The sequence below is a fragment of the Kitasatospora purpeofusca genome, from assembly GCF_000718025.1.
In the GTDB taxonomy this organism is placed as follows: Bacteria; Actinomycetota; Actinomycetes; order Streptomycetales; family Streptomycetaceae; genus Kitasatospora; species Kitasatospora purpeofusca.
In genome coordinates this window covers 187540-212968 of record NZ_JODS01000008.1, presented here as the reverse complement: position 1 = coordinate 212968, position 25429 = coordinate 187540, and the positions used below count along the sequence as shown (strand labels likewise).

Genomic DNA, 25429 nt, shown 5'->3' with positions numbered 1-25429 from the left:
CGGCATCGGCTACACCGCCACCAGGACGGCCAGCAGGACGACACCGGCGAGCAGCGCGCTGAGATAGGTCTGCGCGTTGCCGGTCTGCGCCAGCCGGACGACCCGGCCCAGCAGCTCGGCCCCGGCACCGCTGCCGCGCACGTACGTCTCCACGACCTCGCGGTCGAGGAAGCGGACGAGCCGGGCGGCGGCCTCGACCGGGCGGACGAACAGCGCGCTGTAGAGCCGGTCGACGCCGAAGCCGTGCCGGGCCGGGCCGAACAGCGGGCCCAGCAGGGCGCGCCCGGGATCGGCGACGATCACCTCGGCGGCCGGGGCTCCGGCCTGCTCGGGCACCCGGCCGGGCTCGGCCGGGGCGGGCAGGCCCTCGGTGGTCCGGGCGGTGGCCGCGCGCCAGGCGCCGTAGGCCAGCAGCACACCGACCACGGCCAGTCCGGTGCCGGTCACGGCGGTGACCGCGGAGGGCTTCAGCGAACCGCCGTCCAGCAGCGCGGGCAGCCAGTCCGAGCGCAGGCCGGCGATGCCGAAGCCCATGGTCGGCACGGCCAGCACCCACAGCGGCCAGCGCATCGCGGGCGGCTCGGCGACCGCCGGGTCGGCCTCGTCCGGCTCGGGCGAGTACGGCGCGTCGGGCTCGTGGTCGGCGACGGCCGGGGCCCCGCCCGCGGCGGGGAGCGCCGCGCCCGCCGGGCTGTGGAAGGTCACCAGGAAGAGCCTGGCCGCGTACGCCGCCGTGAGCAGCGCGGTGAGCCCGGCCGAGATCAGCACGATCCAGCCGGCCGCCTGCGGCACCGCCGAGGCCGGGCCGAGGCCGTTGGTCAGCGCCTCGCCGTTGGCGGCGTGCTCGGCGGCGGTCAGCACCGCCTCCTTGCTGAAGAAGCCGGAGAACGGCGGCAGGCCGATCAGGGCGATCAGCGCGATGGCCATCGTCCAGTAGGCGTCCGGGACGCGCTTGCGCAGCCCGGGGATCCTGGACATCGCGGAGATCGAGTTGGTGTGCGCGGCGTGGATCACCACACCGGCGGCGAGGAACAGCAGCGCCTTGAACGCGCCGTGGCTGACCAGGTGGAAGACCGAGGCCTCGCGGTCGCCGCTGGCGAGCGCGCCGGCCATGTAGCCGAGCTGGCCGACGGTCGAGTAGGCGAGCACCCGCTTGAGGTCGTCCTGGGCCAGCGCGCAGAGCGCCGAGCCGATCATCGTCACGGCGGCCATCACCGCCAGGACCACCAGCGCCGCCCCGGACAGCAGGAAGACCGGCAGCAGCCGGGCCACCAGGTAGATGCCGGCCGCGACCATGGTGGCGGCGTGGATCAGCGCGGAGACCGGCGTCGGACCGGCCATCGCGTCCGGGAGCCAGGTGTGCAGCGGGAACTGCGCGCTCTTGCCCGCCACCCCGGCCAGCAGGAGCAGCGCGATCAGCGTCGGATGGCCGAGCCGCCCGTCGCCGGCGGCCCGCAGCACGTCCTCGATCCGGAAGCTACCGGCGTCGGCGCCGAGCAGGAAGATGCCGAACAGGAACGGCACGTCGCCCAGCTTGGTGACCAGGAAGGCCTTCAGCGAGGCGGAGCGGGCGTCCTCGGTCTCCCAGTGGTGGCCGATCAGGAAGTACGAGCAGATGCCCATGACCTCCCAGCCGACCAGCAGCACGATCAGGTCGCCGGAGTACACGACCAGGAACATCGCCGCCGTGAACAGCGAGACCAGCGCCGCGTACGAGGGGTAGCGCGGATCGTCCTTGAGGTAGGCGGTCGAGTAGACCTGGACGCAGGTGGCGACCAGGCCGACCAGCACCGAGATCAGCGAGCTGTAGCCGTCCAGGTGGATCGCGAGCGAGATCTCCGGTCCACCGGTCGGGGTGAGCCGGGTGGCGGCGTCCAGCACCTGGCCGGTGCCGAGCTGGATCGCGACCACCAGGGCGAGCACGGCCGAGACCGCGACCGGCACGATCGCCAGCGGCCGGGCCAGGCCCGGGGAGCGCCGGCCGACGGCCAGGGTGGCGGCCGCGCCGAGCGCGGGCAGGGCGGGGACGAGGGCGGGCAGGGCGAGGTTCATGCGGTGGCCCGGCCCTTCAGCGCCTCGGTCCCGACCGGCGCCTCGTCGACGTCGGCGGTGGATTCGGCCGGGTCGCCGAGCGCGATGGCCCGGTCGATGTCCGCCGTGCCCCGGGCCCGGAAGAGCAGCAGGACGATGGCGAGCCCGAGCCCGATCTCGGCGGCGGCGATCGTGATGGTGAACAGGGTGAGCGCCTGGCCGGCGTGCAGCGAGTCGCGCAGCCAGGCGTCGAAGGCGACCAGGTTGAGGTTGACGGCGTTGAGCATCAGCTCGACGGACATAAGCACCAGGATCACGTTGCGCCGGGCGAGCACGCCGTAGACGCCGACGCTGAACAGCAGCGCGGCGAGGACGACGGGGTAGGCGAGGTGCATCAGCTCTCCTCCGCCGGAGCGGTCTCGGGGGCCTCGGCCGGGGGCGCGGCGGCCGCCCGCTGGGCGACCGTCCCGTTGGAGCCCACCGGACGGCCGGCCCGGATCCGTCCGGACCGGGGCGCCGGGACCCGTCGGCCCGCGCCGCGCGACAGCACGATGGCGCCGACCAGCGCGGCCAGCAGCAGCACCGAGAGCGCCTCGAAGGGCAGCACCCAGGTGCGGAACAGGCTGGCACCGGTCACCGCGGCCGAGCCGCCGCCCGCGCCGAGGTCGATCCAGGAGGTCCGGAAGGCGTCCACGACCAGGGTCACCAGGGTCCCGGCCGAGGCCAGCGCGACCACCAGGGCGACCCAGCGGTTCTTCGAGTCGGCGTCCGGCGAGCGCCCGATCGGCGCCTTGGTGAGCATCAGTCCGAACAGCACCAGCACGACCACCGAGCCGAGGTAGATCAGCACCTGCACCCAGGCGACGAACTCGGCGGTGAGCAGCAGGAACTCCACCGCCAGCCCGCCGAGCGCGGCGACCAGCCACAGCGCGGCGTGCACCAGCTGCTTGGTGGTCACGGCGACCACGGCCGAACCGAGCACGGCGATGCCGACCAGCAGGAAGACGATCTCCACCCCGGTCGGGGAGAGGAAGGAGCGCGCGGCCGGGTCCAGCGGCCCGGTCGCGGCGAGCAGGGCGGCGGCGCTCACTGCGCGTCACCCCCCTGTTCGAGAGCCGCGGCGGCGGCCGCCGCGAGCTTGTCGGCGGCCTTCCGCGCGCTGGCGATCTCCTTGGGCTCCTCGGCCGCCGGGTCCAGCGCCGGCGGTACCGGCACCGTCCACATCCACTCCCGGAGCCGGTCCCGCTCGTGGGTCAGTTCCAGGATGTCGGTCTCCGCGTACTCGAACTCGGGCGACCAGAACAGCGCGTCGAACGGGCACACCTCGATGCAGATCCCGCAGTACATGCAGAGCGAGAAGTCGATGGCGAACCGGTCCAGCACATTGCGGGTGCGGGCGCGCGCGTTCGGGTCGGCGGCCGGCAGCGTCTCCTTGTGGGAGTCGATGTAGATGCACCAGTCCGGGCACTCACGGGCGCAGAGCATGCAGACCGTGCAGTTCTCCTCCAGCAGCGCGATCACCCCGCGCGAACGGGGCGGGAGCGAGGGCTGCGCGTCGGGGTACTGCGCGGTGACGGTCTTCCTCGTCATCGTCCGCAGGGTGACGGCCAAGCCCTTGGCCAGGCCCGCACCGGGGAAACTCATGAGATCGCCACCTTGATGATGCCGGTGAGGGCCAGCTGGACGAGGGCGAGCGGGATCAGCACCGTCCACGCGAAGCGCATCAGCTGGTCCTCGCGCAGCCGGGGGTAGGTGACCCGCAGCCAGATCACCACGAAGGCCAGCGCGAAGGTCTTCAGCAGGGTCCACAGCCAGCCGAGCTGGTCCGGCAGCGGGCCGTGCCAGCCGCCGAGGAACAGCACCGCGGTCAGCGCGGAGACCACCAGGATGCCCACGTACTCGGAGAGCAGGAACAGCGCGAAGCGCAGCCCGGTGTACTCGGTGTACGCGCCGAAGATGATCTCCGAGTCGGCGACCGGCATGTCGAACGGCGGGCGCTGCAGCTCGGCCAGACCGGCCGTGAAGAACACGAAGGCGCCGATGATCTGCCACGGGATCCAGTACCACTGCCAGGCGTCCACGATCCCGGGCAGCGAGAGCGTCCCGGCGGCCATCGCCACCGAGGCCGCGGCGAGCACCATCGGCAGCTCGTAGGACATCAGCTGCGCGGCCGTGCGCAGACCGCCGAGCAGCGAGAACTTGTTGGCCGAGGCCCAGCCCGCCATCAGCTTGCCGATCACGCCGACACCCATGACGGCCAGCACGAAGAACAGTCCGGCGTCGATCGCCTGCCCGACGAAGCCGTCCGGGCCGACCGGGATCGCCAGCAGCACGAAGAGGTACGGCAGCAGCGAGACGGCGGGGGCCAGCTGGAAGATCCGGCGATCGGCCCCGGCCGGGACGATGTCCTCCTTCTGCGCGAACTTCACGCCGTCCGCGATCAGCTGCGCCCAGCCGTGGAAGCCACCGGCGTACATCGGGCCGAGCCGGCCCTGCATGTGGGCCATCACCTTGTGCTCGGTCTGGCCGATGACCAGGGGGAGGGTGAGGAAGACGACCAGCGTGGCGACGCAGCGCAGCACCGTGTCGAACAGGTTCACGCGCCGTCTCCGTCCTGGCCGGCCGACTCGGCCGGCGGCTCACTCGTCTTCCGCTCCCCGGCGGCGGGCCCGTCCGAGGGCTCGGACGCGGGCTCGGACGCGGGCTCGGGCTCGGTCGGCCCGTCCGAGGGCTCGGCAGGCTCTGCGGCGGGCTCGGCCGTCGGCTCGTCGTGGGCCGGCACCGGGTTGTGCCAGGGCGCGTCGGAGGACCGGGTCCGGGACGGCGCGGGCCGCGCGGGCCCGGGCTCCGGAGCGTCGGCGGCCGCGTCGGCCTCCGCCTGGCTCACCGAGCCGTCGGACACCGACCTGGTCCGCCGGGGCCGGTCCGCCCGCACCGGCGGTGCGGCGGCGCCCTCCACGGCAGCTCCCTCGACGGCAGCGCCCTCGGCAGCAACACCCTCGGCAGCGGCTTCCTGTGCCGGAGCGGCGGCCGCCTGGCTCGCCGACCCGTCGGAGACCGACCTGACCCGGCGCGGACGGTCCGCCCGCACCGCGGCAGCGCCCTCGGCCCCGGCAGCACCTGCGGCACCGGCCGCGCCCTCGGCACCCGCCGCACCCGCCGCACCCGCGGCGGCCCGCGGCGTCCGGGCCGCGCCCGCGGCCCGGGCACCCCGGGCGGGACGCTCGGCCACCGGCGGCAGGGTGCCCTTGAGCGGCCCCCACTCGTTCGGGTCCGGCACCCCGGCCGGCTGCATCTTGCGCCGCGCCGGCCCGTCGCCCTCGGACTCGCCCGGCTCCTTGGCGCCCGGCCAGGCCTTGGCGACCCGCGCCGCGAGCACGAACTCCTTGCGCAGCGGGTGCCCCTCGAAGCCGTCCGGCAGCAGCAGGGTGACCAGGTGGGGGTGCCCGGGGAAGTCGATGCCGAACATCTCGTGCGTCTCGCGCTCGTGCCAGGCGGCCCCGGCGTACACGGCGACGGCGGTCGGCAGCGCGGCACCGGCGCGCGGCACCCGGGTGCGCACCGCCAGGTGGCGCACACCGGGGGCGTCGACGGCGGCGAGGTGGGCGACCACCGAGAAGCCCTCGGCGAGCTCGTCGACGGCGCTGAGCCAGTCGAAGAAGGTCAGGCCCAGCGTGTCCCGGGCCGCGGTGAGCGCCTCGATCCAGTGCTCGGCGGGCACGTCGACGGTGATCAGCCCGTATGCCTCGGCGCCGGTCGCCCACTCCCCGACCGACGCCGCGTACTGCTCGGCCGTGGTCACGAGACCCCTCCCTCGACGGTGCCGGCGGCCCCGGCCGGACCGGTACCGGCATCGCCGGCGGCCCCGGGCCCGGGCACCGGCGGACGCCGCAGCGCCGCCGCGGGCGCGGCGTAGCGGTCGGGCAGCGACTCGGCGGCGATCTTCTCCTGGAGCTTGAGGATGCCCTGGAGCAGCGCCTCGGGCCGCGGCGGGCAGCCGGGCACGTAGACGTCGACCGGGATGATCTGGTCGACGCCCTTGGTCACGGAGTAGGAGTCCCAGTACGGGCCGCCGGAGTTGGAGCAGGCGCCGAAGGAGATGACGTACTTCGGCTCGGGCATCTGCTCGTAGAGGCGCTTCACGGCGGGCGCCATCTTGTCGGTCACCGTCCCCGAGACGATCATCAGATCGGCCTGCCGGGGGCCCGGCGCGAACGGAATGACACCCATCCGGATGAAGTCGTGCTTGGCCATCGACGCGGCGATGAACTCGATCGCGCAGCAGGCGAGGCCGAAGTTGAAGCACCAGAGGCTGTAGCGCCGCCCCCAGTTGAGCACCACCTTGACCGGGTCCGGCGCGAGCCGGGCCAGCGGGCCGATGCCGCGCCGCTCCGCGGCGGCACCGGGGCTCGACGGGTCCGGCACTCCCAGCGGAACCGGACCGCCGGCGGCGCCGTGCCCGTGCGAGTGGGTGTGCGTCACGTCCATTCGAGAACGCCCTTCTTCCAGGCGTAGAGCAGGCCGACCGCGAGGAAGCCGATGAAGACGAACATCTCGACCAGCGTCCCGGCGCCGTACCCGGCGGTGGCGAAGACGGTCGCCCACGGGAACAGGTAGATCGCGTCGACCGCGAAGATCACGTACAGGAAGGCGTAGACGTAGTAGCGGACCTGGGTGTGCGCCCAGTCCTCCCCCACCGGGTCCACGCCGCACTCGTAGGCGAGGAGCTTCTCCGGCGAGTACACCACCGGCCGGAGCAGTCGGTTGGCGGTGAACGCCACCGTCACGAAGAGCACGCCGACGACGGCGAGCAGGCCCATCGCGGCGTACGCGTCGAAGTAGCCGCTGCCGGCCGCCGGGTCGGCCGCGACCGAAGCCGCCTGCTGCCCCACCATGCCTCGCCTCCACATCGGCCGCGGAACCCGCCCTCGGGGCGGTTCTACGACGTTCCTTTACACGCCCATAACCATCGCCAGTGCGTGAGTCTAAGTGCACGGCCCCCGTGCCCGGCATCCTGCCCGGTCCTCAAGACATCCGATGGACGGCCGGTGGACACCCGGCGGCACACGGCGGTCACCCCGTCGTCACCCGGGCGCCCGGAACCGGCCGGTCGGCGCGGGGTGGGGATAACCCCCGGCCGGGGAGACGGATCACCCCCATGGCCCCGCCCGCCCCCGACCGGCGAAGCTAGGGGCACAGCTCGACCGAGAGGGACGGAAGACCGAGATGAAGCCAAAGGACCGCCACGCCGGGGACACCGGCACGCAGACACCGCCCGCCGGACGCACCCCGCTGTACGGCGCGCGGATGTGGCGGCAGGTCGGGCGGCTGCTGCTGAACCTGCCGGTCGGCATCGCGGGCTTCGTCTTCACGATCGTGACCCTGTCGATCGGCCTCGCCCTGTCCGTCACCGTGATCGGGCTGCCGCTGCTCGCCGCCGGCCTGGCCGGCTGCCGGCGGATGGGCGGGTTCGCCCGCGGTCGGGCCCGTTCCCTGTACGGCTCCGGGGTGCACGAGCCGGAGCCGGTGCAGCGCCGGCCGGGCGTCACCGGCTTCGCGATCGCCCACCTGACCGACTCGCTCTCCTGGCGCTCGGCGCTCTACCACGTACTGATGCTGCCGTGGGGGATCCTGAGCTTCGCCGTGACCATCGTCTTCGTGCTGGTCGGCTGGCCGGCCCTGCCCTGGGTGGTCCGCGCCGAGTCGGCGGTGGACCGGATGCTGGTCGAGGTCCTGCTCACCCCGGGCGCGCTCTCGGAGCGGGTGCGCGAGCTGGAGGACGACCGCGGCACCGTCGTCGACACCGCCGCCGCCGACCTGCGCCGGATCGAGCGCGACCTGCACGACGGCGCCCAGGCCCGCCTGGTGGCGCTGGCGATGGACCTCGGCATGGCCAAGGAGCGGCTGCTGGAGCCCGAGAACCCGCAGGACGTGGCCGCCGCCGCGAAGATGGTGGACAACGCCCACGGCGAGGTGAAGCTGGCCCTCCAGGAGCTGCGGGACCTCGCCCGGGGCATCCACCCGGCGGTACTGACCGACCGCGGCCTGGACGCGGCGCTCTCCTCGGTGGCCGCGCGCTGCACGGTGCCGGAGGGGGTCAAGGTGCACGTCGACCTGAAGGCCCCGGACGGCGGCACCGGCCGGCCGGACTCGGCGGTGGAGGGCATCGCCTACTTCACCGTGAGCGAGCTGCTGACCAATGTCTCGAAGCACTCCGGCGCCCGCTCCGCCACCGTGGACGTCTGGCGGGCCGGCGACCACCTGATGCTGCTGGTCCAGGACAACGGCAAGGGCGGCGCGGCCCCCTACCCGGGCAGCGGCCTGGCCGGACTGGCCGACCGGGTGCGGGCGGTGGACGGGGTGTTCCTGGTGGAGAGCCCGGAGGGCGGCCCGACCTCGGTGACGGTCGAGCTCCCCTGGCACACCCGCACCGCCCGCCGCTGACCGCCCGACTCCCACCCCGAGCCCCACGGGAGAGGCGAGGGGGCGACTCCCGCCCCGAGCCGAAGGGGCGCGCCGGTGCCGAAAGGGAGAGTGCGAGGGAGCGACGCAGGAGCGAGGGAGCGCCGACCGTCGGCACCGGACGAGAGCGCCCCGGAGGCGAGCGGGCGACAACACAGCCCGGACGGCGGGCGACCCGCCAACCCTTGCGCGGTGTGCGGGGCGCCCGCCGTCCGGGGGCTCTGGGCGGGCCGTAGGGCGTGTCTTCCGGATCCCTTCAGGCGGGATCCGGAAGACACGCCCTACGGCGTCGCCAGGGTGCCGAGGGTGACCTCGGCGGTGGTGCTCCTGCCGTCCCGGCTGTAGGTCACGGTGACCTTGCTTCCCGGCGCGAGCGAGGCCAGTGCGGTGGTGAGCGAGTTCAGCGAGTCGACCGGGGTGTCCCCGATCTTCGTGATCACGTCCCCGGGCTGGAGGCCGGCCGAGGCGGCCGGTCCGCCGTCCGCGACGGCGACCACGACGGCGCCGGCCGGACGGAAGTTCTGGTCGAAGTAGGTCCGGGCGGTGATGCCGAGCGCGGCCCGGCCGGAGTTGGTGACCTTGCCGTCCTTGATCAGCTGACCGGCGATGCTGGTCACGGTGGACGCCGGGATGGCGAAGCCGATGCCGGGGGCGGCGGCGCCGCTGGAATCCGGTTCGGTGGCGGCGAGCGTGTTGATCCCGATCACCTGGCTGTCCAGGTTGACCAGCGCGCCGCCGCTGTTGCCGGGGTTGATGGCAGCCGAGGTCTGCACCATGTTGCCGATCACGGCGCCCGGCGAGCCCTCGGTGCGCGGCTCGGAGACGGTCCGGCCGGTGGCCGAGACGATGCCCTGGGTGACGCTGCTGGAGAGTCCGAGCGGGCTGCCCATGGCGAGGGTGATCTGGCCCAGCTCGACCTTGTTGGAGTCCCCGAAGACGGCCGGCCTGAGTCCGCCGGGCGGGCTGCTCAGCCGGATCACCGCCAGGTCGGAGTCCGGGTAGCTGCCGACGAGGGTCGCGTCCAACGGCTTGGTGCTGCCGGCCAGGGTGACCGTGAAGGCGGTGGCGGTACCGACCACGTGGGCGTTGGTGACGATGTCGCCCTTGTCGTCGTAGACGATCCCGGAGCCGAGGCCGGACGCGGTGGTGATCTGGACCACCGAGGGCAGGACGTCCTTGATCACCTTCTGGTAGTCGGACTGGAGCTGGTTGCCTCCGCCCGGCTGGGCGGAGGCGCTGCCGGAGGCGGTCGCGGACCCGGCCGCCCCCGAGGACGAGGACGACGACGCGGCCGAGGACGACGACGAGGACGAGCCGCTGCTGCACCCGGCCACCGCGAGCGCGGTCAGCGCCGCGACGGCGGCGGGCGCGAGCAGCCTCCGGTCGAAGGCCTTCGGCCCGGTCGGGCGCGGTCCGGCCGGAATCGGACGGGTGGGCTCCTTCTTGCGGTTCACCGGTGACGCCTCCGGATTCCTCGGCACACGGCCGCACAGGGCCGCACTGGGCCGCTCGGACAGGACGCAGAGATCTTTGTCAGCATTTCACCGAAATGTCCGATTGCTCGGCTCCGACTCGCCCGTGGCACCGGTACGAAACCCGCACACCCTAGGATTCGGCCATGACTTGGTTGATCACCGGCGGTGCCGGATACATCGGCGGGCACGTCGTGCAGCAGCTCCTCGACGCGGGCGAGCGCGTGGCCGTACTGGACGACCTGAGCACCGGTGACCGGGCCCGGCTGCCGAAGGAGGTCGTCCTGGTCGAGGGGTCGACCCTGGACCGGACCGCGCTGGACGCGGCCATCCGCGACCACGCGGTGGAGGGCGTCCTCCACTTCGCCGCCAAGAAGCAGGTCGGCGAGTCGGTCGAGCAGCCCTTCCTGTACTACCGGGAGAACATGATCGGCCTCCAGACCGTGCTGGAGGCCGCGGCCGAGGGCGGCGTCAAGCGCTTCCTGTTCTCCTCCTCCGCCGCCGTCTACGGCATGCCGGACGTCGACCTGGTCACCGAGTCGACCCCGTGCGCGCCGATGAGCCCCTACGGCGAGACCAAGCTGGCCGGCGAGTGGCTGGTCGCCGCGGCCGGCAAGGCCCACGGCATGTCCACCGTCGCACTGCGCTACTTCAACGTGGCCGGCGCCGCCTCGCCGGAGCTCTCCGACGCCGGCGTCTTCAACCTGATCCCGATGGTCTTCGAGCGGCTCACCGCCGGCCGGGCCCCGCTGGTGTTCGGCGACGACTACCCGACGCCGGACGGCACCTGCGTCCGCGACTTCATCCACGTCTCCGACATCGCCTCGGCCCACGTGGCCGCGGCGAAGCGACTGGCCGCCGACCCGGCCGGCGAGACCTCCCTGGTACTCAACATCGGCCGCGGCGAGGGCGTCAGCGTGCGGGAGATGCTGGACGTGATCGGCAAGGTCACCGGCTACGACACCACGCCGGAGATCACCCCCCGCCGCGCCGGCGACCCGGCCCGGGTGGTGGCCTCGGCCGACCTGATCCGGCGCGAGCTGGACTGGACCGCCCGCCACGAGGTCGAGGACATGGTCGCCTCGGCCTGGGAGGGCTGGTGCAGCCGCCACCCGGAGGCCCGCAAGTAGTCCGCACCCGGCACCGGACGCGGCGGGGGCCCGTGCCCCCGCCGCGTCCGGGTCAGTGCGAGGGCACCGCCGTGCCGTAGAAGGCGTCCAGCGCGTACACGCAGCGGTCCTTGCTGCCGACGAACACCTTCCCGCCGACCGCGACCGGCGAGCCGGTCAGCTCGCCCTTGGTGCCGAGTTCCCAGCGCAGCTGACCGCTGGCCAGGTCCAGGGTGTGCAGCGAGTGGTCCCGGCTGCCGAGGTGGACCAGCCCGTCGGCGACCGCCGGGGAGCCGACGATCTCGCCCCGCGCGGTGTAGCGCCAGCGCTCCCGGCCGCCGGCCGCCTCCAGCGCGTACAGCACCTCGCCGCTGCCGACCAGCACCGTGCCGTCGCCCACCACCACCGGCTCGGCGCCCTGCCGGGTACCGGTGGCCGCGCGCCAGCGGTCCCGGCCGGTGGCCGCGTCCAGCGCGTACACGGTGCCCAGGTAGTCGGCCACGTAGACCGCGTCCGCGTCCAGCGCCGGCGGGGTGAACAGCACCACCGGGGCCTCGAACCGCCAGCGCTCGGCACCGCTCGCCGCGTCCAGCGCGTACACCCTGGTCCCGGCCGTCACGTAGAGCACCCCGGCCCGCTCGACCGGGCGGGACGGCACGTCCTCGCCGACCGGGACCGACCAGCGCAGGCCGGAGCCGCGCGGGTCCACGCAGCGCAGCCGGCCGCCGCCGTAGTAGTAGGCCGATCCGGCCACCAGGGCGGGCCCGGACTGCGGGTTCTCGTAGTCCTGCTGGGCGTCGTCGGCCCGCCACAGCTCGGCGCCGGTGACCGCGGAGCGCAGCTGGACGCCGCCGCCCCGGACCCCGCAGCAGAGCACGCCGTCGGCCGCGTCCAGGGTGTACACCCAGCCGTCCAGCGAGTGCCGCCAGCGCTCGGTGCCGTCCGCGACGTCGACCGTGTAGAGGTGGGGGCCGTCGGCCGCGTGCACCCGCCCGGCGTCCACGGCCAGTGCCCAGGCGACGTCCCGGGTCTTGTAGCGGCGCTGCCCGGACCCGATGTCCAGGGCGTGCACCTCGAAGCTGGAGACGAACAGGGTGCCGTCGGCGACCACGGGGGTGCCCCAGACGTCGTTGGACATCCGGAACCGCCAGGGGCGCCAGCGGGCGGCGCGGGCCGGGGGCGGGGTGATCCGGCGGACCCAGTCCGTCTCGGCGGGCGGTGCGCCCGGGCCGGTCTGTTCGGCTCGCGGGCCGGGTCCTATCCGGACCGAGGCCCCGGGCAGCCGGACCTCCGCCTCGTCCTCACCGACCGGCCGGCGGTGGCGGCTGGGGGCGGAGATCTTCTCGGTGGCGGCCTCGGTGTCCGGGCCGGGCGGCGCGCTGTGCACCGGGCCGGCGGACGGCGGCGCGTGCCCGGCCACCTGCCGGGTGCGCGGGTCGTCCTGGCCGGGCCGCGGCACCGGTGGCAGGACGGAGTGCGGCGCCGACCCGTGGCCGGCCCCGTGCTGGAGGTGCGGCTGCGGCGGGACGGCCGGCGGCTGGGCGACCGGGGGGCTGGGTGACCGGGGGCTGCGCCGCGGGTGCCGGGCGGCGGCGCTTCTGCTCGATCAGGGCGAGCGCGTTGGGCGGCAGCCAGTCCCCGGCCTCGCCGGAGGCGTCGTCCCGGGAGAACAGGTGCGGGGCCAGCTCGACCTGGATCTGCTCCGGGGTCGGCCGGTGCTCGGGGGCCGGCCGCATGCAGGCCCGCACCAGGTCGACCAGCTCGGCCGGCAGGCCGGAGAGGTCGGGCTGCTCGCGCAGCAGCTGGAACACCGTCTCCACCGGGTTGGCGCCCCGGTAGGGCGGGTGGCCGGTGGCACAGAAGACCAGCAGCGAGCCGAGCGAGAAGACGTCGCTGGCGCCCGTGACGCCGCGGCTGTCCCTGGCCTGCTCCGGCGACATGTACGCCGGGGTGCCGACCGCGACATTGGTCATGGTGAGCCGGGTGCTGGAGACCCCGGCGGCGATCCCGAAGTCGATCACCCGGGGGCCGTCCTCGACCACCAGGACGTTGGAGGGCTTGAGGTCGCGGTGGACCAGCCCGGCGGCGTGGATGGACTGCAGCGCCTCGGCGATGCCGGCGACCAGCCAGCGCACCGCCCCGACCGGCAGCGGCCCGCAGTCGGTGACCAGGTCCTCCAGGGACGGCGCCGGCACGTACGCGGTGGCCAGCCAGGGCACCCGGGCGTCCGCGTCGGCGTCGACCACGGCCGCGGTGTAGAACCCGCCGACCGTCTTGGCGGCCGCGATCTCCCGTGCGAACCGGACCCGGAACAGCTCGTCCTCGGCCAGCTCCCCCCGCACGGTCTTGATCGCCACTCGGCGGCCGGACGCGGACCGCGCCAGGTAGACCAGGCCCATTCCCCCCGCCCCGAGCCGCCCCAGCACCTCGAAGGGCCCGATCCGCCTCGGATCGTGCGCCGTCAGCTGGTCCACCCGCTGCCACCTCCCCGTATTGAGCACCGCCCGCGTGGTGCCGGGCACCCACCGCGTGGTGCCGGACCCGATTGTCCAATGCCGCCCGGTCCATCTCCAACCTCCCCCGCCCGGAACGCCGTCCGGCCGGCCGGAGGGGCCACAGCCCGGTCAGCGGCTCCGGAACGGCCGGATCCTGACGTCCGCTCCGGCCCGGGCTTGCGCCCGACACGCCCGGGGCCACCGTGAGGGGCGACTCACACCCCCGATTACTTCGTCACGCTCCGTTACTCGATAACCCCTCAGCGAAGGGGTCGTCACCCTGTGGCGTCATCGGTGCACGGGGGGGCGTCATGACGCCCTCCGGAGGCCGATGAATATCCGTCCGAAGGCCCCCGAGCCCCTATACCAACCCCCGGGCGGAGTAATTGTCACATCACCGAATCGCGCCAAGATCGGGCCACGGTAAGCTGACGGCATGACAGGACAAGTTCGCACCGTCGACGGTCGCGTCGCCGGGCGACGCGGACAGGAGACGCGGCAGAAGCTGCTCGACTGCCTCCGCGAGATGCTCAGCACGTCGCCCTATCGGGACGTCAAGGTCATCGACGTCGCCCGTATGGCGGGTACCTCCCCCGCGACCTTCTACCAGTACTTCCCGGATGTCGAGGGCGCTGTCCTCGAAATCGCCGAGGAAATGGCCAAGGACGCCGACACGCTCAAAGAGCTGGTGGCCGGAAAGTCCTGGGCAGGGAAGTCCGGCACGACCACTTCGGAAGAACTGGTCGACGGATTCCTCGCCTTCTGGCGCAAGAACGACGCCATTCTCCGAGTGGTCACGCTCGGTGCCGCGGAAGGGGACAAGCGGTTCTTCAAGATCCGCATGACTGTCCTCAACGCGGTCGCCAAGCCACTCGCGGAAGCCGTCAAGGAACTCCAGGCGAAGGGACAGGCCGACAAGTCACTGGATCCGGCCGCCGTGGCCGGGTCACTGGTCTCGCTGCTCGCCTCCGCGGCCGAGCACCAGAAGGCCTTCACCTCCTGGGGCGTCAAGGTCAAGGACCTCAAGCCCAACCTCGCTCCCCTGGTGTACCTGGGCGTCACCGGCAAGAAGGCGCCCAAGTAGACCGATCCGCATCGACCCACCCTTCCGCTTCGCACGCGCCCCGGCCTCCTGTCCGGGGTACGACGGACGGCGGCCGTGTCCTCGGGGGAGGTCCGCCGGCGGTCCGCTGCGTGCCACGACATGCCTGTGGGCGGTCACCCCGTGCAAGGGGGTGACCGCCCACAGGCATGTCGTGCCGTTCCAGGGGCCCCGGGGGGGCCTAGAGCGGCCTGCGGGGCCTCCGAGGGCCCCGGGCAGGGACGGGCGGGGATGTCACGGGCAGCGGACGACCTGGCCCGCGTAGGCGAGGCCGCCGCCGAAGCCGAACAGGAGCACCGGGTCGCCGGGCGACAGCTCGCCCCGCTCGACCAGCTTGGAGAAGGCCAGCGGCACCGAGGCCGCCGAGGTGTTGCCGGAGTCCACGACGTCCCGGGCGACCACCGCGTCGGTGATCCCCAGCCGGGACGCGATCGCGTCGATGATCCGCAGATTGGCCTGGTGCGGCACGAAGCCCTTGAGCTCGGACGGGTCGATCCCGGCCCGCTCGCAGGCCTGCCGGGCCAGCGGGGCGATCTGCGTGGTCGCCCAGCGGAACACCGACTGGCCCTGCTGGCTGATCACCGGGTCCCAGCCGGTGATCACCACGGCGTCGCCCCGCTCGGGCTCCGAGCCCCAGACCACCGGGCCGATGCCGGGCTCGGCGCCGTCCTCCTGGGCCTCGACCAGCGCCGCGCCGGCGCCGTCGCCGAAGATCACACAGGTGGACCGGTCGGTCCAGTCGAGGGTGTCCGACATCCGCTCCGCGCCGATCACCAGGGCCCTGCCGGCCGCCCCGGCCCGGATCGCGTGGTCCGCGGTGGCCAGCGCGTAGGAGAAGCCCGAGCAGACCGTGTTGATGTCGTAGGCGGCCGGGGCGCGGATCCCGAGCCGGGCGGCGACGGCGGCGGCCGTGTTGGGGCTGCGCTCCACCGCGGTGCAGGTGGCCACCACGACCAGGTCCACCTCGGCGGCCGAGCGGCCGCTGTTCGCCAGCGCCTTCTGGGCCGCCTCCGTGGCGAGGTCGACGACGGTCTCGTCCTCCGCGATGTGCCGCGTCCGGATGCCGACGCGGCTGCGGATCCACTCGTCGTCGGTGTCGACCAGCTTCGACAGGTCGTCGTTGGTGAGGACCTTGGGGGGCTGGTAGTGGCCGAGTGCCACGATGCGCGAACCGGTCATACTGCCCACTCAACCCGGTTACCCGCTGGTCAGTCGGGCGCGACCGGCTACAGGATCCGCGCCGGGATGCTGTAGGAGGCCGACAAGGACCGTTGCGGCAGGCGGGTCCCGATCGGACACGCAAAGACGGTCGTGGACGAACGACCGCCCGCTCCGGGCCGCTCAGGCCGCCAGCGAGCCGGCGTCCCCCATCACGATCACCGGGTGGGCCGCCGGGTCGAGAGTGCGGATCAACTCCGCCATTTTGTCCTCCGGCACCGAGACGCAGCCGTGGGTCGGCCCGCCGTGGTCGACGTGGATCCAGATCCCGCCGCCCTTGGTCGAGCCGTTGGGGCGGCGCGGGTCCAGCGGGGAGTTGCCGGGCACCCGGTTGTAGTCGATCGCGACCACGTAGTCGAAGGATCCGGCCAGCTGCTCGCCGGCGAAGCCCCGGCCGGAGACCACGAAGTTCGAGTCCCGGTCGTACGGGAGCTTGCTGCCCGGGTCGGCCTTGCGGCCGCCCGCGTCGGTGAGCGAGAAGACGCCGATCGGGCTGCGCAGGTCGCCCTCGTTGTGGTCGGTGGTCCAGCCCTTGAAGGCGTTGTGGCCCTGCCAGGTCTCGCCGGCCAGCCAGCGGCCCTCACCGGTGCGGGTCCACAGCGTGACGGCGCTCCGGTTGGTGTCCTTGCCCTCGCCGGAGGCCAGCACCACCTGGGTGGTGTCGGCGGGTATCCGGCCGGCGAAGGAGGCACCGAGGCCCGGGATGACGGCCACCGAGCCGTCGCTGCGCTCGCTGCGGTCGGCGGCGGGGGTCTCGGTCTGCCGGGCGTCGGCGGCCCGGGCGGCCGGGGCGGCGGTCGGCGAGGGCCGGTCCGCCGTCGGCTGTCCGGCGACACCCTCGGCGCCGGGACCGTCGGCGCTGGTCACACCGGGCTTCGCGGCGTCCTCGCCGACGGTGTACCAGCCGGCGGCGGCCGCCAGCAGCAGGGCGGTGCCGGCGGTGACGGCGCGGCCGGTGCGCTTCTTCCGGGGCTTGCGGCGGTGGCCCCGGGCGGCCGCCCGCGGTCCGGGGACGGCGGCGGCGCTCCGCTGCTGCGGCAGCGGCACCGCCGGCGGAACCGCCGGGTCCTGCGGCTCGGGCCGGTACACGTCCGCGTAGCCGTCCTGGTAGGTGTCCTGGTGGACGCCCTGGTGGATGTCCTGGTAGCCGTACCCGTCCTGCGGGGCGGTCCGGTACACCGGCTGCTGGTCGGCCGGGAAGTCGTGGAGGGCCGGCTCGGCGGCGTACGCCTGGAAGGGCCGGTCGTAGACATCGTGGTCGGCGAGGCTCCGGTAGCCGTACCCGGGGTCCTGGGCCTCGTGGACGGTGCCGTATTCCTGCGGGTGCTCGCCGTACGACGGCTGCGGCGCCTCGTGCACCGGCTCGTACGACGGGTACGGGGAGGTGCGACGGTGACCGGACATGTGGCCGATCCTGCCAAACGGAGGCCGCGTTGGGAAACCCGGGGGCTGTGCGGGCCCGGTGAAGAAGGCACGCCGCCCGGGCCGCGGGGCCCGGGCGGCGGAGCGTGCGTCAGAGGCGCATCGCCTGCGGGGTCTCCCGGCGGCCCAGGTCGGGGCCGTCGTACTCGCGGATGATCTCGTAGCGGGTGTTGCGCTCGACCGGGCGGAAGCCGGCGTCCCGGATCAGGCCGAGCAGGTCGTCGCGGCCCAGCTTGTTCGGGGTGCCGAAGTTGTCCGCGTCGTGGGTGATCTTGTACTCGACCACCGAGCCGTCCATGTCGTCCGCGCCGTGGCTGAGCGCCAGCTGGGCGGTGGTGACGCCGTGCATCACCCAGAAGACCTTGACGTGCGGCACGTTGTCGAAGAGCAGCCGGGAGACCGCGAAGGTCTTCAGCGCCTCGGCGCCGGTGGCCATCTCGGTGCGCGCCATCAGCTTGTTGCGCACGACGCCGTCCTTGGAGTCGTGGAAGTCGTGCTGGTAGCGCAGCGGGATGAAGACCTGGAAGCCGCCGGTCTCGTCCTGGAGCTCGCGCAGCCGCAGCACGTGGTCCACCCGGTGACGGGGCTCCTCGATGTGGCCGTACAGCATGGTGGCCGGGGTCTTGAGGCCCTTGCTGTGGGCGAGCCGGTGGATCCGCGACCAGTCCTCCCAGTGGGTGTCGTGGTCGACGATGTGCTGGCGGACCTCCCAGTCGAAGATCTCCGCGCCGCCGCCGGTCAGCGACTCCAGGCCGGCGTCGATCAGCTCGTCCAGGATCTCGTCGGCGGGCAGGCCGCTGATCCGCTCGAACCAGTGGATCTCGGTGGCGGTGAAGGCCTTGAGCGACACGTTCGGCAGCGCGGCCTTGAGCTCCCGCAGCGAGCGCGGGTAGTAGCGCCACGGCAGGGTGGGGTGGAGGCCGTTGACGATGTGCAGCTCGGTGAGGGAGTCGACCTCCATCGCCTTGGCGAGGCGGACGGCCTCCTCGATGCGCATCGTGTACGCGTCCTTCTCGCCCGGCTTGCGCTGGAACGAGCAGTACGCGCAGGAGGCGCTGCACACATTGGTCATGTTGAGGTGGCGGTTGACGTTGAAGTGGACGACGTCGCCGTTCTTCACCGTCCGCACGTGGTGGGCGAGCCCGCCCAGCCAGGCCAGGTCGTCGCTCTCGTAGAGCGCGATCCCGTCCTCCCGGGTCAGCCGCTCCCCCGCGTAGACCTTCGCCTCCAGCTCGCGCTTGAGCCCTGCGTCCATGCGGTGCCCCGCCTCCTCCGACTTCGAATCGTTGCCGGAACGAGCGTACGCCCCCACCCGCGTCGACTCGCGGGCAGCCGCCCCGCGCGGGTCAGCCGGCCAGGAGTTCCGCGAGCAGCGCGGGCTCGATGTTGCCGCCGCTCACGACCGCCGCGACGGCCCGACCGCCGGTCTCGGCGGCCCGGTGGAAGTACGCGGCCGGGGCTACCGCGCCGGACGGCTCGGCGACGATCCGCCCGCGCCGGGCCAGCAGCGCCACGGTGGCGCGGATCTCGTCCTCGGTGACGGTGACGATGTCGTCCACGTAGGCGGTGATGTGCTCGTACGGCAGTACGCCCACCGAGGGGGTGCGCAGACCGTCGGCGATGGTCCGGTAGGTGTCGGCGACCGGCCAGGTGATCCGCTCACCGGCCCGCAGGCTCGCCTGGGCGTCGGCGGCCAGCTCGGGCTCGACACCGATCACCCGCACCCCGGGGCGGGTCAGCTTGAGCGCGGCGGCCGTGCCGCCGATCAGCCCGCCGCCGCTGACCGGGACGAGCACGGTGTCCAGCTCAGCCGGGGCGTCGTCGGCGATCTCCAGGCCGACCGTGCCCTGACCGGCGACGATGAACGGATCGTCGTACGGGGGCACCCAGACGTAGCCGTGCCGCTCGGCCAGTTCGCCGGGCACCACGTCGCGCTGCTCCGGCGACACCAGCAGCACCTCGGCGCCGAAGGACCGGGTGGCCTCGACCTTGACCGCCGGCGAGGTGTCCGGCATCACGATCACGGCCTTGATCCCGAGCAGCTGGGCGGCGTACGCCACCGCCTGCGCGTGGTTGCCGCTGGACTGGGCGACCACGCCGCGGGCGCGCTCGTCCTCGCTCAGCGCGGCGAGCCGGTTGTACGCGCCCCGGGTCTTGAACGCCCCGGTCGGCTGGAGGTTCTCCGGCTTCAGCCAGAGCCGGCGCTCCCCGTCCGCCGCCCAGGGCGCGGGGACCAGCGGGGTGCGCACCGCGACCCCCTCGATCCGCCTCCGGGCCGCGCGCAGCTCCTCCAGACCGACCAGTGCCATGTCCGCCACTCCCCCGTGTGCTCTCGTTCGTCCGGGCCGCCCCGCGGCGGTCACTCGCCGCGACGGTTGTCCGTCGCGGCGGTCGCTCCCCGCGGCGGTTACTCGCCGTCGGCGAAGGGCAGCTCGCTGACCCGGCTCTCCCACTTGGTGGAGAGTACGACGGTGGTCCGGGTCCGGGCCACACCCTTCGTACCCGAAATCCGCTTCACCACCGACTCCAGGCCCTCGACGTCCGGCACCCGGACCTTGAGCATGTACGAGTCGTCACCGGCGATGAACCAGCAGTCCTCCACCTCGCCCAGGTCCTTCAGCCGGAACGCGACGTCCTCGTGGTCCGCCGCGTCGGTCAGCTGGAGGCCGATCAGGGCCGTCACGCCGAAGCCGAGCGAGGCCGGGTTGACCGTCGCCCGGTAGCCGGTGATCACACCGGCCTGCTCCAGCCGGTTGATCCGGTCCGTGACGCTCGGGCCGGAGAGGCCGACCAGCCGGCCCAGCTCGGCGTAGGACGCGCGGCCGTTCTCCCGGAGCGCCTGGATGAGCTGTCTGTCCACCGTGTCCATATACCGTCCGCGTCCTTCCGAACCTCACCAGACCCACAGATCATTATCCGGATTCAAAGGCGCCATGCTCGCACCAACCCGGATATCGCAGAGAACATACTCTCCCGTCCTGCGGCTCCTCACTCCCCCTCAGGCCGGGCGCTCCGCCGCGCGCGCCGCGCCGCCCAACTCACCCTCCCAGCGCCGGTACAGCGTGTGGGGCACGCCGACGGCGTCCAGGACCCGTCCGGCGACGAAGTCGACCAGCTCGCGGACGGTGGAGCCGCCGGCGTAGAACCCGGGCGAGGCGGGCAGCACCACCGCGCCCTGCGCGTCCAGCTCCACCAAGTGCTTCAACGTCACCCCGTTGAGTGGTGCCTCCCGGACGCAGACGACCAGCGGACGCCGCTCCTTGAGGGTGACGCTGGCCACGCGCTGGAGCAGGTCCTTGCTGAGGCCCAGCGCGATCCCGGCCACCGCGCCGGTGGTCGCGGGCACCACCAGCATCCCCTTCGCCGGGTACGAGCCGCTGGACGGCCCGGCCGCGAAGTCCCCGGCCGGCCAGTACCGGACGTCCTCCAGGTCGTCCTCCGCCGTCCCCAGCCACAACGCCAGGTCCGCGCGCCAGTGCGCGTCCCGGAAGGCGATACCGGTCTCGTCGAGGATGGTCAGCCGGGCCGCGCGGCTGACCACCAGGTCGACGGACTCGCCGGCGGCGAGGAGGGCGCGGATCACGGACGCGGCGTACGGGGTGCCGGACGCGCCGGAGACCCCGACGATCCAGGGGCGGCGCACGGGCTGCTCAGGCTTTTCCATAGTGCTTCCTTTCTATCCCCACCCCGCCCCGGCCCGCCCTGGGAGGATGGCCGCATGGCCCCGACCCTCGTCGACCTGACCCACCAGGTGACCACCGCGATGCCGGTCTACCCCGGCGATCCGGCCGTCCTCCTGGAGCCCGCCCTCACCACCGCCACCGCCGGGGTGAACGTGCTCGCCGTGCACCTCGGCTCGCAGTCCGGCACGCACGTCGACGCGCCGTACCACGTCGACGTCACCTGGCCGACGCTGGACGGCCTGCCGCTGGAGCGGTTCACCGGCCCGGCCGTGGTGGCCGACCTGCGCGGCCTGGAGCCGCGCGCCGAGGTCACCGCCGAGCAGCTGGCGCCCGCCCTGGAGCTGGCCGGCGAGGGCACCGTCCTGCTGCTCGCCACCGGCTGGGCGCGGCACTGGGGCACCGACACCTATCTGGCCCACCCGTCCCTGACCGCCCGGGCCGCCGAGGCGATCGTGGCGGCCGGGGTCCGCACGGTCGGGGTGGACGCGCTGAGCGTCGACCCCACCCCCGATCCCGGCCCGGGCGACCCGGCGGTGGCGGCGCTGCTCGCCGACCTCACCGACGAGCACGACCAACCGGCCGCCGAGGAACCGACCCTGGCGGCCCACCGGGTGCTGCTCGGCGCGCCGGGCGGCGGGGTGATCGCGGAGAACCTGACCGATCTGCGGCCGCTGCTGGCGGCGCAGGAGGCCGGGCGGGCGGTCGAGGTGTCGCTCTTCCCGCTCCGGCTGGTCGCGGCGGACGGGGCTCCGGTCCGGGCGGTGGCCCGCCTGGGGTGAACCCCTGGCCGCACTCGGGCACTTGGTCTAGACCATCATCGGCGGGCGGCGGTACGCTGTCCGGCCATGGCAGAGATCATCGGAGTCGTCGAGCAGCTCTGGCGCTACCCCGTGAAATCCACCGGCGGCGAGCGGCTCGACGCCGTCGAGGTGGACGACCGCGGGCTCGCGGGCGACCGGCTCTACGCCGTGCGCGACAGCCAGGGCAAGCTCGGCTCCGGCAAGAACACCCGCCGCTTCCGGCGGATGGACGGTCTGCTGCGCCTCTCCTCGCGGCTCGGCCACCGGCTCGACGGCCCCGAGCTGTTCGACCCGCTCGGGCAGCCGGTCGCCGACCCCACCGCCTTCCTGCGCGCCTACCTCCAGCGCGAGGACGTCGAACTCGCCCGCGAGGACGCCGTCTCGCACTTCGACCAGCTCCCGGTCAGCGTGCTCACCACCGCCACCCTGGACTGGGTCGCCCGGGCCGTGCCGACCGCCGCGGTCGACGTCCGCCGCTTCCGCCCGAACATCCTGCTGCGCACCCCGCCCGGCACCCCGCCGTTCAGCGAGGACACCTGGTTCGGCCGGGAGGCCCGGGGCAGCGCCCGCTCCGGCGCCCGGCTCGCCTTCGTCCGCGCCAGCGAACGGTGCGCGATGGTCACCGTCGCGCAGCCCGGCCTGCCGCACGCCCCCGAGATCCTCAGGGCCATCGCCCAGGCGCACGACACCCGGCTCGACGCCCTCGCCGAGGTCGCCGCCCCGGGGCGCCTCGGCGTCGGGGACACGCTGACGATCGGCTGACCGCCCGGCCGTCACCCCACCGTCCGTCAATTCACTCCTCCGCTCCACCACTTGACTGACGTACGCCTATCCTGTCTTACTGTCGTAGGACAGGAGAACAACTGGTGATCGAGTTCGTGCTCGACGGCCGCTCACGGGTGGCCACGTACATGCAGCTGGTGCTGCAGGTGAAGCAGGCGCTGCGGGTCGGACTCGCGCAACCGGGGGACCGGCTCCCCAAGGTGCGCGACGTCGCCCAGGCCCTGGCGATCAACCCCAACACCGTGCTCAAGGCCTACCGGGAGCTGGAGTTGGAAGGGCTCGCCGAGGGCCGACCCGGCGTCGGGACGTTCCTGGTCCGCACCCTGGCCGGACCCGCCCTGGCCCACCAGGCCGAACTGCGGGCGGAGTTGACGGCCTGGCTGCACCGCGCCCAGGCCGCCGGACTCACCCGCGAGGACATCACCGCACTCGTCGACACCACCCTGCGAGCCACCCCGGAACGGCCGCCCACCGACGGCGCCGCACCGGCCTGAACGTCATCATGGGGGAGAACAACATGACGGAATCAGCCCTGAACACCGAGGCGTTGGGCAAGCGCTACGGGCAGACCTGGGCACTCCGGGACTGCTCGCTGGAGCTCCCGGCCGGGCGGATCGCCGCCCTGGTCGGGCCCAACGGCGCCGGCAAGTCCACCCTGCTCCACCTCGCCGTCGGCCTGCTCCGGCCCGACACCGGGCAGGTCCGGGTCTTCGGACGGGACCCGCGCGAGGACCCCGACGCCCGGGCCGACCTCGGCTTCGTCGCCCAGGACACCCCGCTCTACCCGGACTTCACCGCCGCCGAGCTGATCACCATGGGCCGGCGGCTCAACCCCCGCGGCTGGGACGACTCGATCGCCCGCGACCGGCTCGCCCGGCTCGGCCTCCCGCTGGACAAGCGTGTCGGCCGGCTCTCCGGCGGCCAGCGCGCCCAGGTCGCGCTGGCGCTGGCCCTGGCCAAACGGCCCCGGCTGCTCCTGCTCGACGAGCCGGTGGCGGCGCTGGACCCGCTCGCCCGGCACGAGTTCATGCAGGCCCTGATGGGCGCCGTGGGCGAGTACGGCACCACCGTCCTGCTCTCCTCCCATCTGCTGAACGACCTGGAACGGGTCTGCGACCACCTGGTGCTGCTGCACACCTCGCAGGTCCGGCTCTCCGCCCCGGTGGACGACCTGCTCGCCTCGCACTGCCGGCTGGTCGGCCCCAGGACCCCGGACGGCGCCGCCGTCCCCGGGGTGGCCGAGGTGGTCCGGGCCAGTCACACCGAACGGCAGTCCACCCTGCTCGTCCGCACCGACGGCCCGGTCGACGAGAACCGCTGGACCGTGCACCAGGTCACCCTGGAGGACCTCGTCCTCGCCCACCTCGGCACCTCCGCCCGCCCGACCGCCTCGGAGGTGGCCGCATGATCTGGCTGACCTGGCGCCAGCACCGCAAGCAGGCCCTGTGGACGGCCGCGGCGCTCCTCGCGCTCGCCGCCGTCCTGGTCCCCACCGGCCTGGCCATGCGCTCCACCTTCCAGGACTCCGGCCTCGGCGCCTGCCTGCGCGCACTGGGCCACGCCGAACTCGTCGACAACGGCGGCTGCGAGGCACTGAGCCAGCGATTCGGGAACAAGTACGACTCGACCGCCTTCCTGGCCGTGCTCCTGGTCCTGCTGCCGGTCCTCGCCGGCGTCTTCCTCGGCGCCCCGCTGGTCGCCCGGGAGGTCGAGAACGGCACCCACCGGCTGGTCTGGACCCAGGGCATCAGCCGCCGGCGCTGGATCCTCACCAAGTTCGGCCTGGTCGGCGCGGTCACCCTGGTCCTGTCCGTCGGCTACGCGCTCGGCGCCGCCTGGTGGCTGGAGCCGCTCGCCGACAACGGCCTCGGCCGCCTCCGCTACCTGGTCTTCGACGTCCAGGGCATCGCGCCGATCGGGTACACGCTGTTCGCGGTCGCGCTCGGCATCCTCGCCGGCACGGTCGCCCGCCGGGTGCTGCCCGCGATGGGCATCTCGCTGACCGCGTTCATCGCCGTCCGCGCCCTGGTCGAACTGTTCGCCCGCCCGTACTTCCTGCCGGCGAAGACGCTCACCTACGCGATCGACAGCCCGCTGATGGCCAACCGCTTCGCCGGCTCCTGGATCTACCAGGAGGGCGTCCGCAACGGCACCGGCGCCCTCGTCCTCCCGGACGGCCGGATCGGCTGCGGCCCCGAGGGCGGCGACAGCGCCGGGTGCCTGGCCCGCATCGCCCAGGACTACGGCCCCGCTCCGCTCACCAACTGGCAGGAGTACCAGCCGGCCGACCGCTTCTGGACCTTCCAGGCGATCGAGACCGGGATCTTCCTCGCCCTGACCGTCCTGCTGGTCACCGTCGCCGTCCGCCGGGTCCGCCGGATCTCCTGAGACCGGGGCGGGCCGGGCACGGGGCCGGCCCGCCCCTTCCCACGGCCCTCCTCCCGACCCGCCGCACCAGTGGGATCAGCGGCGCGCCGGCAGCAGGCACACCGGGTGGCCGGCCGGGTCGGCGTAGACCAGCCACCCGCCGGCGTCCTGGAGCAGGGTCGCCCCGAGGGCCCGGACGGCGGGGTCGGCGGTGGCGAGGTCGGGCACGTCGACGTCCAGATGGACCTGCTGCGGGTGCTCCGGGTCCGGCCAGCGGGGCGGGCGGTACCCGGCGACCCGCTGGAAGCAGAGCACCCGGCCGTCGGGGGTGTGCAGGGTCGACCAGTCCTCTCCCAGCGACCAGCGCGGATCCGGGCGGTCCACCTCGCCGCCGAGCAGCCCGGCGTAGAACCGGGCCAGCGCGGCCGGGTCCGGACAGTCGAGCACGACGCACTGCAACCGGCCGATCATCGGGGCTCCTTGGG

26 protein-coding genes are annotated in these 25429 nt (G+C 73.7%); 8 read left to right on the top strand and 18 right to left on the bottom strand.

What is annotated here, in order from left to right:
* Positions 1-9: 9 nt before the first annotated feature.
* The 8 genes from IF01_RS0114800 to IF01_RS0114765 are packed head-to-tail and all read right to left on the bottom strand — an operon-like array spanning position 10 to position 6926.
* Positions 10-2052: an NADH-quinone oxidoreductase subunit 5 family protein gene (locus IF01_RS0114800; RefSeq protein ID WP_030393855.1), complete on the bottom strand. Its 2043-nt coding sequence runs from the start codon at positions 2050-2052 to the stop codon at positions 10-12.
* Positions 2049-2426, bottom strand: a complete 378-nt coding sequence (gene nuoK / locus IF01_RS0114795; RefSeq protein ID WP_030393854.1) for an NADH-quinone oxidoreductase subunit NuoK — start codon at positions 2424-2426, stop codon at positions 2049-2051. Before nuoK ends, IF01_RS0114800 begins: the two co-directional genes overlap by 4 nt.
* A complete protein-coding gene (locus IF01_RS0114790; RefSeq protein WP_051741586.1) occupies positions 2426-3121 on the bottom strand; it encodes an NADH-quinone oxidoreductase subunit J family protein in 696 nt (231 codons plus the stop codon). The genes nuoK and IF01_RS0114790 overlap by 1 nt, the downstream gene beginning before the upstream one ends.
* The gene (locus IF01_RS0114785) at positions 3118-3675 is read right to left on the bottom strand and encodes a NuoI/complex I 23 kDa subunit family protein (protein ID WP_030393852.1); all 558 of its coding nucleotides are present in this window, start codon (positions 3673-3675) and stop codon (positions 3118-3120) included. The genes IF01_RS0114790 and IF01_RS0114785 overlap by 4 nt, the downstream gene beginning before the upstream one ends.
* The gene (gene nuoH, locus IF01_RS0114780; protein WP_369826180.1) at positions 3672-4631 is read right to left on the bottom strand and encodes an NADH-quinone oxidoreductase subunit NuoH; all 960 of its coding nucleotides are present in this window, start codon (positions 4629-4631) and stop codon (positions 3672-3674) included. The genes IF01_RS0114785 and nuoH overlap by 4 nt, the downstream gene beginning before the upstream one ends.
* Positions 4628-5833 (bottom strand): NADH-quinone oxidoreductase subunit C, encoded by a 1206-nt coding sequence (locus IF01_RS0114775; protein WP_030393850.1) that lies wholly within the window; start codon positions 5831-5833, stop codon positions 4628-4630. The genes nuoH and IF01_RS0114775 overlap by 4 nt, the downstream gene beginning before the upstream one ends.
* A complete protein-coding gene (locus IF01_RS0114770; protein ID WP_030393849.1) occupies positions 5830-6519 on the bottom strand; it encodes an NADH-quinone oxidoreductase subunit B in 690 nt (229 codons plus the stop codon). The genes IF01_RS0114775 and IF01_RS0114770 overlap by 4 nt, the downstream gene beginning before the upstream one ends.
* Entirely contained in the window at positions 6510-6926 is a 417-nt protein-coding gene (locus tag IF01_RS0114765) for an NADH-quinone oxidoreductase subunit A (RefSeq protein ID WP_030393848.1), read from the bottom strand. The genes IF01_RS0114770 and IF01_RS0114765 overlap by 10 nt, the downstream gene beginning before the upstream one ends.
* A 331-nt stretch (positions 6927-7257) precedes the next feature.
* On the opposite strand from IF01_RS0114765, the gene IF01_RS0114760 reads away from it, so the two are divergent.
* Positions 7258-8475: a sensor histidine kinase gene (locus IF01_RS0114760; protein ID WP_078879964.1), complete on the top strand. Its 1218-nt coding sequence runs from the start codon at positions 7258-7260 to the stop codon at positions 8473-8475.
* A 299-nt stretch (positions 8476-8774) separates the two neighbouring features.
* Here the strand turns inward: IF01_RS0114760 and IF01_RS0114755 are convergent, their stop codons facing one another.
* Positions 8775-9869: a S1C family serine protease gene (locus tag IF01_RS0114755; protein WP_030393846.1), complete on the bottom strand. Its 1095-nt coding sequence runs from the start codon at positions 9867-9869 to the stop codon at positions 8775-8777.
* A gap of 242 nt (positions 9870-10111) precedes the next feature.
* Between IF01_RS0114755 and galE the strand changes: the two genes are divergently transcribed.
* Positions 10112-11095, top strand: a complete 984-nt coding sequence (galE, locus tag IF01_RS0114750; protein ID WP_030393845.1) for a UDP-glucose 4-epimerase GalE — start codon at positions 10112-10114, stop codon at positions 11093-11095.
* Between the two features lie 52 nt (positions 11096-11147).
* Here the strand turns inward: galE and IF01_RS49915 are convergent, their stop codons facing one another.
* Both IF01_RS49915 and IF01_RS49910 read right to left on the bottom strand, forming a co-directional pair.
* Positions 11148-12461 (bottom strand): PQQ-binding-like beta-propeller repeat protein, encoded by a 1314-nt coding sequence (locus IF01_RS49915; protein ID WP_244215505.1) that lies wholly within the window; start codon positions 12459-12461, stop codon positions 11148-11150.
* Positions 12376-13548 carry a serine/threonine-protein kinase gene (locus tag IF01_RS49910; protein WP_037779813.1) on the bottom strand — a complete coding sequence of 391 codons (1173 nt, stop codon included), beginning with the start codon at positions 13546-13548 and terminating at the stop codon, positions 12376-12378. Before IF01_RS49910 ends, IF01_RS49915 begins: the two co-directional genes overlap by 86 nt.
* 457 nt (positions 13549-14005) lie before the next feature.
* Between IF01_RS49910 and IF01_RS0114735 the strand changes: the two genes are divergently transcribed.
* A complete protein-coding gene (locus tag IF01_RS0114735; protein ID WP_030393842.1) occupies positions 14006-14653 on the top strand; it encodes a TetR family transcriptional regulator in 648 nt (215 codons plus the stop codon).
* Positions 14654-14905: 252 nt separating this feature from the next.
* Here IF01_RS0114735 and IF01_RS0114730 read toward each other — a convergent pair whose 3' ends face one another.
* The 6 genes from IF01_RS0114730 to IF01_RS0114705 form a co-directional block, all read right to left on the bottom strand.
* Positions 14906-15850 carry a beta-ketoacyl-ACP synthase III gene (locus IF01_RS0114730; RefSeq protein ID WP_030393841.1) on the bottom strand — a complete coding sequence of 315 codons (945 nt, stop codon included), beginning with the start codon at positions 15848-15850 and terminating at the stop codon, positions 14906-14908.
* Between the two features lie 162 nt (positions 15851-16012).
* Complete coding sequence (locus IF01_RS49270) at positions 16013-17293, bottom strand: L,D-transpeptidase family protein (protein WP_078879963.1); 1281 nt, start codon at positions 17291-17293, stop codon at positions 16013-16015.
* A gap of 109 nt (positions 17294-17402) precedes the next feature.
* Positions 17403-18566, bottom strand: coding sequence for an aminofutalosine synthase MqnE (mqnE, locus tag IF01_RS0114720; protein ID WP_030393839.1), 1164 nt, complete (start codon positions 18564-18566; stop codon positions 17403-17405).
* Positions 18567-18657: 91 nt separating this feature from the next.
* Positions 18658-19620 carry a threonine ammonia-lyase gene (locus IF01_RS0114715; RefSeq protein WP_030393838.1) on the bottom strand — a complete coding sequence of 321 codons (963 nt, stop codon included), beginning with the start codon at positions 19618-19620 and terminating at the stop codon, positions 18658-18660.
* A gap of 98 nt (positions 19621-19718) precedes the next feature.
* Positions 19719-20180, bottom strand: coding sequence for an Lrp/AsnC family transcriptional regulator (locus tag IF01_RS0114710; RefSeq protein ID WP_030393837.1), 462 nt, complete (start codon positions 20178-20180; stop codon positions 19719-19721).
* 129 nt (positions 20181-20309) lie between these two features.
* Positions 20310-20975, bottom strand: coding sequence for a UbiX family flavin prenyltransferase (locus IF01_RS0114705; RefSeq protein ID WP_030393836.1), 666 nt, complete (start codon positions 20973-20975; stop codon positions 20310-20312).
* A 54-nt stretch (positions 20976-21029) separates the two neighbouring features.
* Here IF01_RS0114705 and IF01_RS0114700 point away from each other — a divergent pair, with 54 nt between their 5' ends.
* From IF01_RS0114700 to IF01_RS0114680, 5 genes are all read left to right on the top strand, one after another.
* Complete coding sequence (locus IF01_RS0114700) at positions 21030-21773, top strand: cyclase family protein (protein ID WP_030393835.1); 744 nt, start codon at positions 21030-21032, stop codon at positions 21771-21773.
* A 66-nt stretch (positions 21774-21839) separates the two neighbouring features.
* Complete coding sequence (locus IF01_RS0114695; RefSeq protein ID WP_030393834.1) at positions 21840-22556, top strand: MOSC domain-containing protein; 717 nt, start codon at positions 21840-21842, stop codon at positions 22554-22556.
* 104 nt (positions 22557-22660) lie between these two features.
* A complete protein-coding gene (locus IF01_RS0114690) occupies positions 22661-23071 on the top strand; it encodes a GntR family transcriptional regulator (protein ID WP_030393833.1) in 411 nt (136 codons plus the stop codon).
* Positions 23072-23094: 23 nt separating this feature from the next.
* Complete coding sequence (locus IF01_RS0114685; RefSeq protein WP_030393832.1) at positions 23095-23985, top strand: ABC transporter ATP-binding protein; 891 nt, start codon at positions 23095-23097, stop codon at positions 23983-23985.
* A complete protein-coding gene (locus IF01_RS0114680) occupies positions 23982-24965 on the top strand; it encodes an ABC transporter permease (RefSeq protein ID WP_030393831.1) in 984 nt (327 codons plus the stop codon). Before IF01_RS0114685 ends, IF01_RS0114680 begins: the two co-directional genes overlap by 4 nt.
* 75 nt (positions 24966-25040) lie before the next feature.
* Here the strand turns inward: IF01_RS0114680 and IF01_RS0114675 are convergent, their stop codons facing one another.
* Positions 25041-25415: a VOC family protein gene (locus IF01_RS0114675; protein WP_030393830.1), complete on the bottom strand. Its 375-nt coding sequence runs from the start codon at positions 25413-25415 to the stop codon at positions 25041-25043.
* Positions 25416-25429 lie beyond the last annotated feature (14 nt).

Coding starts and splice junctions, on each gene's coding strand:
- IF01_RS0114730 (WP_030393841.1), bottom strand. CDS start 15,850: ATGACCGGTTCGCGCATCGTGGCACTCGGCCACTACCAGCCCCCCAAG.
- IF01_RS0114765 (WP_030393848.1), bottom strand. CDS start 6,926: ATGGTGGGGCAGCAGGCGGCTTCGGTCGCGGCCGACCCGGCGGCCGGC.
- nuoK (WP_030393854.1), bottom strand. CDS start 2,426: ATGCACCTCGCCTACCCCGTCGTCCTCGCCGCGCTGCTGTTCAGCGTC.
- IF01_RS0114695 (WP_030393834.1), top strand. CDS start 21,840: ATGGCAGAGATCATCGGAGTCGTCGAGCAGCTCTGGCGCTACCCCGTG.
- IF01_RS0114785 (WP_030393852.1), bottom strand. CDS start 3,675: ATGAGTTTCCCCGGTGCGGGCCTGGCCAAGGGCTTGGCCGTCACCCTG.
- IF01_RS0114685 (WP_030393832.1), top strand. CDS start 23,095: ATGACGGAATCAGCCCTGAACACCGAGGCGTTGGGCAAGCGCTACGGG.
- mqnE (WP_030393839.1), bottom strand. CDS start 18,566: ATGGACGCAGGGCTCAAGCGCGAGCTGGAGGCGAAGGTCTACGCGGGG.
- IF01_RS0114675 (WP_030393830.1), bottom strand. CDS start 25,415: ATGATCGGCCGGTTGCAGTGCGTCGTGCTCGACTGTCCGGACCCGGCC.
- galE (WP_030393845.1), top strand. CDS start 10,112: ATGACTTGGTTGATCACCGGCGGTGCCGGATACATCGGCGGGCACGTC.
- IF01_RS0114715 (WP_030393838.1), bottom strand. CDS start 19,620: ATGGCACTGGTCGGTCTGGAGGAGCTGCGCGCGGCCCGGAGGCGGATC.
- IF01_RS0114680 (WP_030393831.1), top strand. CDS start 23,982: ATGATCTGGCTGACCTGGCGCCAGCACCGCAAGCAGGCCCTGTGGACG.
- IF01_RS0114800 (WP_030393855.1), bottom strand. CDS start 2,052: ATGAACCTCGCCCTGCCCGCCCTCGTCCCCGCCCTGCCCGCGCTCGGC.
- IF01_RS0114705 (WP_030393836.1), bottom strand. CDS start 20,975: ATGGAAAAGCCTGAGCAGCCCGTGCGCCGCCCCTGGATCGTCGGGGTC.
- IF01_RS0114710 (WP_030393837.1), bottom strand. CDS start 20,180: ATGGACACGGTGGACAGACAGCTCATCCAGGCGCTCCGGGAGAACGGC.
- IF01_RS0114760 (WP_078879964.1), top strand. CDS start 7,258: ATGAAGCCAAAGGACCGCCACGCCGGGGACACCGGCACGCAGACACCG.
- IF01_RS0114770 (WP_030393849.1), bottom strand. CDS start 6,519: ATGGACGTGACGCACACCCACTCGCACGGGCACGGCGCCGCCGGCGGT.
- IF01_RS49270 (WP_078879963.1), bottom strand. CDS start 17,293: ATGTCCGGTCACCGTCGCACCTCCCCGTACCCGTCGTACGAGCCGGTG.
- IF01_RS0114700 (WP_030393835.1), top strand. CDS start 21,030: ATGGCCCCGACCCTCGTCGACCTGACCCACCAGGTGACCACCGCGATG.
- IF01_RS0114735 (WP_030393842.1), top strand. CDS start 14,006: ATGACAGGACAAGTTCGCACCGTCGACGGTCGCGTCGCCGGGCGACGC.